Annotated in this window: 7 protein-coding genes; 3 read left to right on the top strand and 4 right to left on the bottom strand. The window is 61.1% G+C overall.

Annotation, left to right across the window (positions count from 1 at the left end):
• The coding region (locus tag WCA85_RS04430; RefSeq protein ID WP_424061958.1) for an MFS transporter at window positions 1-969 on the top strand (969 nt) is incomplete at its 5' end.
• Between the two features lie 63 nt (window positions 970-1,032).
• Here WCA85_RS04430 and WCA85_RS04425 read toward each other — a convergent pair.
• Window positions 1,033-1,647, bottom strand: coding sequence for a TetR/AcrR family transcriptional regulator (locus WCA85_RS04425; RefSeq protein WP_424061957.1), 615 nt, complete (start codon window positions 1,645-1,647; stop codon window positions 1,033-1,035).
• Between the two features lie 83 nt (window positions 1,648-1,730).
• Here WCA85_RS04425 and WCA85_RS04420 point away from each other — a divergent pair, with 83 nt between their 5' ends.
• Together WCA85_RS04420 and WCA85_RS04415 are read left to right on the top strand one after the other, a co-directional pair.
• Entirely contained in the window at window positions 1,731-2,858 is a 1,128-nt protein-coding gene (locus tag WCA85_RS04420; RefSeq protein ID WP_424061956.1) for an MBL fold metallo-hydrolase, read from the top strand.
• A 115-nt stretch (window positions 2,859-2,973) separates the two neighbouring features.
• Window positions 2,974-3,861 carry a LysR family transcriptional regulator gene (locus WCA85_RS04415; protein WP_424061955.1) on the top strand — a complete coding sequence of 296 codons (888 nt, stop codon included), beginning with the start codon at window positions 2,974-2,976 and terminating at the stop codon, window positions 3,859-3,861.
• A gap of 48 nt (window positions 3,862-3,909) precedes the next feature.
• Here the strand turns inward: WCA85_RS04415 and WCA85_RS04410 are convergent, their stop codons facing one another.
• From WCA85_RS04410 to WCA85_RS04400, 3 genes are all read right to left on the bottom strand, one after another.
• The gene (locus tag WCA85_RS04410) at window positions 3,910-5,325 is read right to left on the bottom strand and encodes an amidase (protein WP_424061954.1); all 1,416 of its coding nucleotides are present in this window, start codon (window positions 5,323-5,325) and stop codon (window positions 3,910-3,912) included.
• A 63-nt stretch (window positions 5,326-5,388) separates the two neighbouring features.
• The gene (locus WCA85_RS04405; protein WP_424061953.1) at window positions 5,389-6,150 is read right to left on the bottom strand and encodes an ABC transporter permease; all 762 of its coding nucleotides are present in this window, start codon (window positions 6,148-6,150) and stop codon (window positions 5,389-5,391) included.
• Window positions 6,147-7,073 carry an ABC transporter ATP-binding protein gene (locus tag WCA85_RS04400; RefSeq protein ID WP_424061952.1) on the bottom strand — a complete coding sequence of 309 codons (927 nt, stop codon included), beginning with the start codon at window positions 7,071-7,073 and terminating at the stop codon, window positions 6,147-6,149. Before WCA85_RS04400 ends, WCA85_RS04405 begins: the two co-directional genes overlap by 4 nt.
• Window positions 7,074-7,227 lie beyond the last annotated feature (154 nt).

Genomic DNA, 7,227 nt, shown 5'->3' with positions numbered 1-7,227 from the left:
GCGCTGCTTGGCGTGGCGTTCATCGCCGCACTGCCGTTGCCTGCGCTAGCACCCAACTTTGCGCTGCTGTGCCTGGTGCTCCTTCTGCTTGGCGCGGCGAATGGCGCGCTCGATGTATCGATGAACGGCCACGCAAGCGCCATCGAAACCGTCTGGGGGTCCCCGATCATGTCCTCGTTCCACGCGGCGTGGAGCGCAGGCGGTCTGCTCGGCGCGGCAACGGGTGCAATGATTCAGAAAGGCGGAATCGGAGTGATCGGCGGGTTGCTGATACCTGATGTTTTAATCGGAATCCTTATTTTCTCCGCCGCCGCACTCGCACTACGTGATCTCGGACCTCGTGCAAAAGCGGCCGCCGGCGGACTGGCGTTGCCGACCGCGGGCGTCATGAAGCTCGCCGCGCTCGCGTTTCTTTGCATGATGGTGGAAGGCGCGGTGGCCGACTGGAGCGCGGTCTTCTTGCGTTCGACACTCCACGGGGAGGCGAGCGTCGCGGCGCTCGGTTATTCGGCCTTCGCCTTTTCGATGGCGGCCTGTCGCATCATTGGCGACGTCTCGGTCCACCGGTTGGGGTCAATCATGGTGGTTCGGCTCGGTGGCCTGATCGCAGCGAGTGGCCTCGCACTCGTGCTGGGCTTTCCGAGTACGTTGACTGCGTGCGTGGGATTCGCGCTCGTCGGCATCGGTCTGGCCAACATCGTGCCGGTCATTTTCAGTTCAGCGGGGCGTTCTACTGCGACCCCTGCCTTGGGCGTCTCGATGGCAGCCACAGCGGGTTACGCAGGCTTTCTGGTAGGACCGCCAATGATTGGATTCGGCGCGGGCTTCGTGGGATTGCGACTTGCATTAGGCGTGCTGGTGGTGGCCGCGTTGATTGTCTGCGTATTCGGCGGCAAAGCCGTAGGCGGCGCCGGTGTGTCGAGAGCAGCAAGCCGGGGGCGCGCTGTGGCGGATGGGTCGACGGATTAGGCGAGAAGGCAGCGACCTGGTTCGACAGCTATTCGTACAAGCTGACCGGCGCCCCGACTACCGTTACGAATAGCGCGCCAGAAACATATCCGCCGCAGATTCCGCCACCTGCTGCTGCTCCGCTTTGCCCAGCGGCGGCTGCCCCATCGTCACCTGTGGCCAGAACGCGAACGCTTTCACAAGGGCCTGCAATTGCTGCGAGGCAAATAGCGGCTCCGCTGTCTTGAGCCTGCCGTCTGCAGCGGCGGCGCGTATCCACACTGTCAGGTCTTCCTCGCGCTCGCCCATGCGCGCCACCATATCGCGCGCACGCTCGGCCGAATGAATGCCCGCAGCGATCGCCACCCGTGCGAGCGAGAGGAACGCCTCGTCATTTAGCAGGCTCAGTTTTCTCGACAGTAACCGCAGCAGTTGCGCACGCAGCGGCTCAGACGAAGAGTAAGCGGGCGCTTCTCCCGCATCGCTTGCATCCCACAACTGCCGGAGGATCGCGGCAAATAGCGCTTCTTTGCTGGGGAAGTGGTTGTAGACCGTCCGCTTTGACACGCTCGCTCTCGCGGCGATGCGGTCCATGCTGGTGGCGTCGAAGCCAGCGGCAAGAAATTCTTCAATCGCCGCGGCAATGACAGCGGCACGCTTGCGATCGGTCAGGCGAAGGGGGGAATCACTGGCATCCATGCTCAAATTTTACACCGGGCAGTGTACTTTTCCTCGAAATAAAGTACACTGAATGGTCTACTTTTGGTATCGGGACGTCTCACATGACATCGTTTACCGGTTCTATCCGTCGCATGTTGGGCCTCACTGCGGCTCGGCGCGGGCGTACGTTGTTTGCCTCCTCGGCACAGCATGACAGCCAGCGCTTTCGCAATGTGAAGCCGCGCCCGGTCGAAGGCATGGGCAAAACCTTGAGCATTGTGTGGAATGTCCTGTTCAATAAACCGGACGACACCGTGCCTTCCGGCGTGCTGCCCGTTGAGGCCCTGACACGCGAGCAACTCGACGCCGCGCCCGATCGCAGCCTGTTCCGCCTCGGGCATTCCACCATGCTGGTCAAACTGCGCGGGCAGTTCTGGCTGACCGATCCAGTTTTCGCGGAACGTGCATCGCCATTCAAACATCTCGGTCCGAAACGCTTTCATGCACCTCCCATCGCGCTGGCCGATTTGCCGCCGCTCAGCGGCGTGATCCTGTCACACGATCACTACGACCATCTGGACCGCGAGACGGTCCTCGCGCTCGCCGCCACCACGGGCGTGTTTCTCACGCCGCTGGGCGTGGGCGAGCGGCTGATCGAATGGGGTGTGGACGCTTCGAAGGTAAAGCAGTTCGACTGGTGGCAGGGCGTCGAGATCGACGGACTCTCTTTCACCGCTACGCCTGCCCAGCATTTCTCCGGGCGCAGCCTGCTCGACGGCAATAGCACCTTGTGGGCTTCGTGGGTTATCGTCGATGACGATCTGCGCGTGTTCTTCAGCGGCGACACGGGCTACTTCGATGGTTTCAGGACCATCGGCGAGCGCCTGGGTCCGTTCAACGTCACACTGATCGAAACCGGCGCCTACGACGCGCAGTGGCCGTACGTCCACATGCAACCTGACGAAACCGTCCAGGCGCACGTCGATCTGCGCGGCCACTGGTTAGTGCCTGTGCACAATGGCACGTTCGATCTGGCGATGCATCGCTGGCAAGAACCGTTCGAGCGCGTCGTCGGGCTTAGCATTGCGCGCGGTGTACCGCTCGCGACACCGCGCATGGGCGAGCGACTGGATCTGGCCGCGCCGCATCGTGGCGAACGCTGGTGGCGCGAGGTCGCCGAGGCGGTGGAAGAACCCAGGACGTCGCGGCGCTGGTTCGCTTGCCGCAATGCGCGTCAGGCGAACTCGTAGGGGTCCGTAATAAAGCGTGCGCGGTGATTTTCTCTTCACCGCGCAGCTTCCCGATTGCGGCCGGCTCGCTATAATGAAAACAACTTCTGAGCGACCCCTTCGATAAATTATCGTTATGCTGAATCCCCAGTGGTTGCGCACCTTCGCCACTTTGGTCGAACTTGGCAACTTCACACGCGCGGCCGAATGTCTGGACCTGACCCAGGCTGCGGTGAGCCAGCACCTGCGACATCTGGAGAACGCACTTGGCCTGCTGGTGATTCGTCACCCGCGCCGTCTCGAACTAACGCCTGCCGGCCGAGCGTTACTCGACTACTGCGATGAAATGAACCTGGCGGATCAGCGTTTGCGCCTACGCCTTTCCGGCGCGGATGTGGAAAGCGGCGAAATCAGCCTGATCAGCCCAGGGAGTATCGGACTCGCACTGTTCCCGTTGCTGCTTACGTTGCAAGAGGCGCATCCTGGCTGGATCGTGCGGCATCGCTTTGCGCCGGACCCCGAGGTACTGGAGGCCGTGCTCCGAAATCAGTACGAGCTTGGACTCGTCACGCTCAAGCCGGACGACCCACGACTGACTGCCCGCCACTTCACGCAAGAGCCGCTCGAACTAATCGTGCCCGCGCAAGAGGATGTTCGCGGCTGGGGCGATCTGGAACGACTCGGCTTTATCGACCACCCGGATGGGCAAGCCATGGCGAGTCGCCTGTTGAGCCGGCACTTTCCGGGCAATGCGGGAATTCGTAGTCTGCGACGCCAAGGCTTCAGCAATCAGGTAGGCCTGATTCTGGAGCCAGTTGCACGGGGTCTTGGGTTCACTGTTCTGCCACGCTACGCCCGCACAGCTTTTGCGAAGCAGGATCTGATCCGGGTGATTGAATGTGGCGCGCCTGTCGTGGATACGCTGTGGCTGATTCATCGGGCCGAATGGCCGCTATCTAGCTATGCCACCCAGGCCATCGACTATCTGCAAGCACATCTTGCAGCGCCCGCGGTGGCACCCTAACGCGTAGGTCCCGTGTGGCTCGCAGCGCTTGCCTCGCGAACGCTGTCGTCAATGAATCGCCGGTTCGCGGGTCGCCCACGTGCCGATGATCTCTTCGATAGCCCGCGCCGCCGACAGCAATGCCGCCTCGCCGCGCGGTTTGCCAATGATCTGAATTCCCACCGGCAAGCCACTCGCGGTCATGCCACACGGAATGGCTATCACCGGCACGCCGAGCATCGTTACTGCATAAGCAATCGCGAGCCAGTCGATATACGTCTCGAACTGCTCCCCCGCTGCCTCTTTGACGTAGCGCTCTTCAACCGGGAACGGCGCGACGATGGTAGCCGGACAGATCAGCACGTCGTATTGTTCGAAGAGCGGCGCCATGCGATTAAACAGTTCGCCGCGCGTGCGATACGCCGCAGGCACCGCACCTTGTTCCAACTGCAGACCGAATTCGATGTTCCAGACCACGTTCGGGTTCAATGTCTCGCGGTGCTGCGCCAGCACCTCTTCGTAGTTCATTGCATACGAGACGCCGCGCAGCACATGAAACGCCCTTTTAGCAGCGCTCAGATCGATGGCCGGTGTGTCCACGCCGATGCCCGCAGCCGCGAGACGATCCATCGTCTTTCGGCAGACATCGAGAATCTCAGCTTCAGGCTTCGCAATGCCGAGCCCCTCGCTAAACGCAATGCGCGCCGGTCGCCGTGGTTGCAACGCGTGATCGAGAAATGACGTGGCGGGTTCCGCCAGGGAAAGAGGCGCGCCAGAAATGTCACCGCACATTGCATCGAGCAGCAGCGCCGTATCGGTCACGTTACGCGCCATCGGGCCCATGACGCTGAGTGTGTCGAACGGATTCGTCGTTGGCCCCGTCGCCACCCGGCCCGGCGTGGGGCGCAGGCCCACCACGCCACAGAACGCGGCGGGTGTGCGCAACGATCCGGCCAGATCCGAGCCTTGCGCCACCCACGCTGTCCCCGACGCAAGTGCTGCCGCCGCGCCGCCAGACGAGCCGCCCGCCGAGCGCGCCAGATCCCATGGATTGCGTGTCACACCAAAGACGCCGTTGTACGTATGGCCGCCTGAACCGAACTCCGGCGTATTGGACTTCGCATACACCACACCGCCGCGGGCTTCCAGCATGGTCACGGCGAGATCGGAGCGTTCCGGCACACGTTCGCTAAACACGGCAGAGCCGCGCGTCGTACGCACCCCCGCCACATCCGTTAGGTCCTTGATGGGCACCGGCAATCCGCACAACACGCCCCGCTCGCTGACGGGCCGCTTCAGTAGCGCATCCGCATGTTGATGCGCGCGGTCCCAGCATACCGTGGGCAACGCGTTGACCTGCGACTCGACGCGCTCGACCTGGGCCGCCAGCGTGTCGAGCAGATCGTGCGGGCTGACCTCTTCACGCCGCAGCAGATCAACCACCTCGTACGCGGATCGTGCGATAAGCGTGGCATCGGCAGACATGCTTATTACCTCTTTGCGTTCGTTTCGATAGCACCCTGGCGTTTACTTCAGCCCATGATGCACCTACGTCTTGAGCCGATATCCAGTCTTGAAGATCCACGCCACGATGACAAGGAAAATCGCCAGAAACAGCGCGGTCATGCCAAGGCTCACGGCGATATCGACATCGGCCAAGCCGTAAAAACTCCAGCGAAAGCCGCTCACCAGGTACACGATCGGATTGAACAGCGTCACGACTTTCCAGAACGGCGGCAGCATGTTGACCGCATAGAAGCTGCCACCAAGGAACGTGAGCGGGGTAATGATCAGGAGTGGCACGAGTTGCAACTTTTCGAAACTGTCGGCCCAGATGCCAATGATGAAGCCAAACAGACTGAACGTCACCGCGGTCAATACCAGGAACAGAACCATCCAGAATGGATGCTGCACTTGCAGCGGCACAAACAGGCCGGCCGTAGCAAGAATGATCAAGCCGAGCAGGATCGATTTGGTTGCGGCCGCACCCACATAGCTCACCACGATCTCGAGATACGAGACCGGCGCAGACAACAACTCGTAGATCGTCCCCGTGAAACGCGGAAAATAAATGCCAAACGAAGCGTTCGAGATACTTTGCGACAACAGTGACAGCATGATCAGGCCCGGCACGATGAACGCGCCGTAGCTGATCCCATCCACTTCCTTGATGCGCGAGCCGATGGCCGCGCCAAAGACCACGAAATAGAGGGACGTCGAAATCACTGGCGCGATGATGCTCTGCATCAGCGTGCGCCAGGTGCGCGCCATCTCGAACTTGTAGATCGCGCGAATGGCGTAAATATTCATTGCTCACCTCGTAGCAGACTGACGAAGATGTCTTCAAGCGAACTCTGCGTGGTTTGCAGATCCTTGAAGCGGATGCCCGCGTCCTCCAGCGCTTTCAGCAGCGCGACAATGCTGTTGCGCTCGCGTTCCGTGTCGTAGGTATAGATCAGCTCGTTGCCGTCGCTGGCGAGCGCAAGGTGATAGTCGGCGAGTTGCGCTGGCAGTTGCTCCAACGCACGCTCGAGTTGCAGCGTCAGTTGCTTTTTGCCAAGCTTGCGCATCAATTCCGCTTTTTCCTCCACCAGCATGATCTCGCCGCCATTGATCACGCCGATCCGGTCGGCCATCTCTTCGGCTTCATCGATGTAGTGAGTAGTCAGGATGATCGTCACCCCGCTTGCGCTCAACGAGCGCACCAGTTGCCACATGTCGCGCCGCAATTCCACGTCGACTCCGGCGGTCGGCTCATCAAGAAACAGCACACGCGGCTCATGAGAAAGCGCCTTGGCAATCAGCACACGGCGCTTCATGCCACCTGAGAGCGTGATGATCTTGTTGTTACGTTTCTCCCACAGCGACAGGTCTCTGAGCACCTTCTCGATGTATGCCGGATTCTTGGGTTTGCCGAACAGTCCGCGGCTGAACGACACCGTTGCCCATACCGTTTCGAATGCATCGGTGGTCAGTTCCTGCGGCACGAGACCGATCAGCGAGCGTGCCGCACGGTATTCAGTGGCGATATCGTGGCCATCCACCAGCACCGCGCCCTCGCTGGCTTTGACAATGCCGCAGATAATACTGATCAACGTGGTCTTGCCCGCACCGTTCGGGCCGAGCAGCGCGAAGATCTCGCCGCGGTCAATGGTCAGGTTGATGTTTTTGAGCGCGTGAAACCCGCCAGCGTAGGTTTTGGAAAGATTCGTGACAGAGACGATAGGCGGCATGGAGGCGGCGGGTGCTGGGGCAGACGTGGGTTGAACATGCCGGGCCGGCGTCCACAGATTCGGTCCAGAGTCGATGATGATCCTCGCAATGTAAATGAAAGCGGCCGCGCGTGCACGCGCGCTGCACAACCGCGAGCGTGCCGGCATACTACGG

The organism is Paraburkholderia sp. (assembly GCF_049581445.1).
In the GTDB taxonomy this organism is placed as follows: Bacteria; Pseudomonadota; Gammaproteobacteria; order Burkholderiales; family Burkholderiaceae; genus Paraburkholderia.
This window is presented reverse-complemented; position numbering and strand designations above follow the sequence as displayed.

Coding starts and splice junctions, on each gene's coding strand:
- WCA85_RS04410 (WP_424061954.1), bottom strand. CDS start 5,325: ATGTCTGCCGATGCCACGCTTATCGCACGATCCGCGTACGAGGTGGTT.
- WCA85_RS04425 (WP_424061957.1), bottom strand. CDS start 1,647: ATGGATGCCAGTGATTCCCCCCTTCGCCTGACCGATCGCAAGCGTGCC.
- WCA85_RS04400 (WP_424061952.1), bottom strand. CDS start 7,073: ATGCCGCCTATCGTCTCTGTCACGAATCTTTCCAAAACCTACGCTGGC.
- WCA85_RS04405 (WP_424061953.1), bottom strand. CDS start 6,150: ATGAATATTTACGCCATTCGCGCGATCTACAAGTTCGAGATGGCGCGC.
- WCA85_RS04415 (WP_424061955.1), top strand. CDS start 2,974: ATGCTGAATCCCCAGTGGTTGCGCACCTTCGCCACTTTGGTCGAACTT.
- WCA85_RS04420 (WP_424061956.1), top strand. CDS start 1,731: ATGACATCGTTTACCGGTTCTATCCGTCGCATGTTGGGCCTCACTGCG.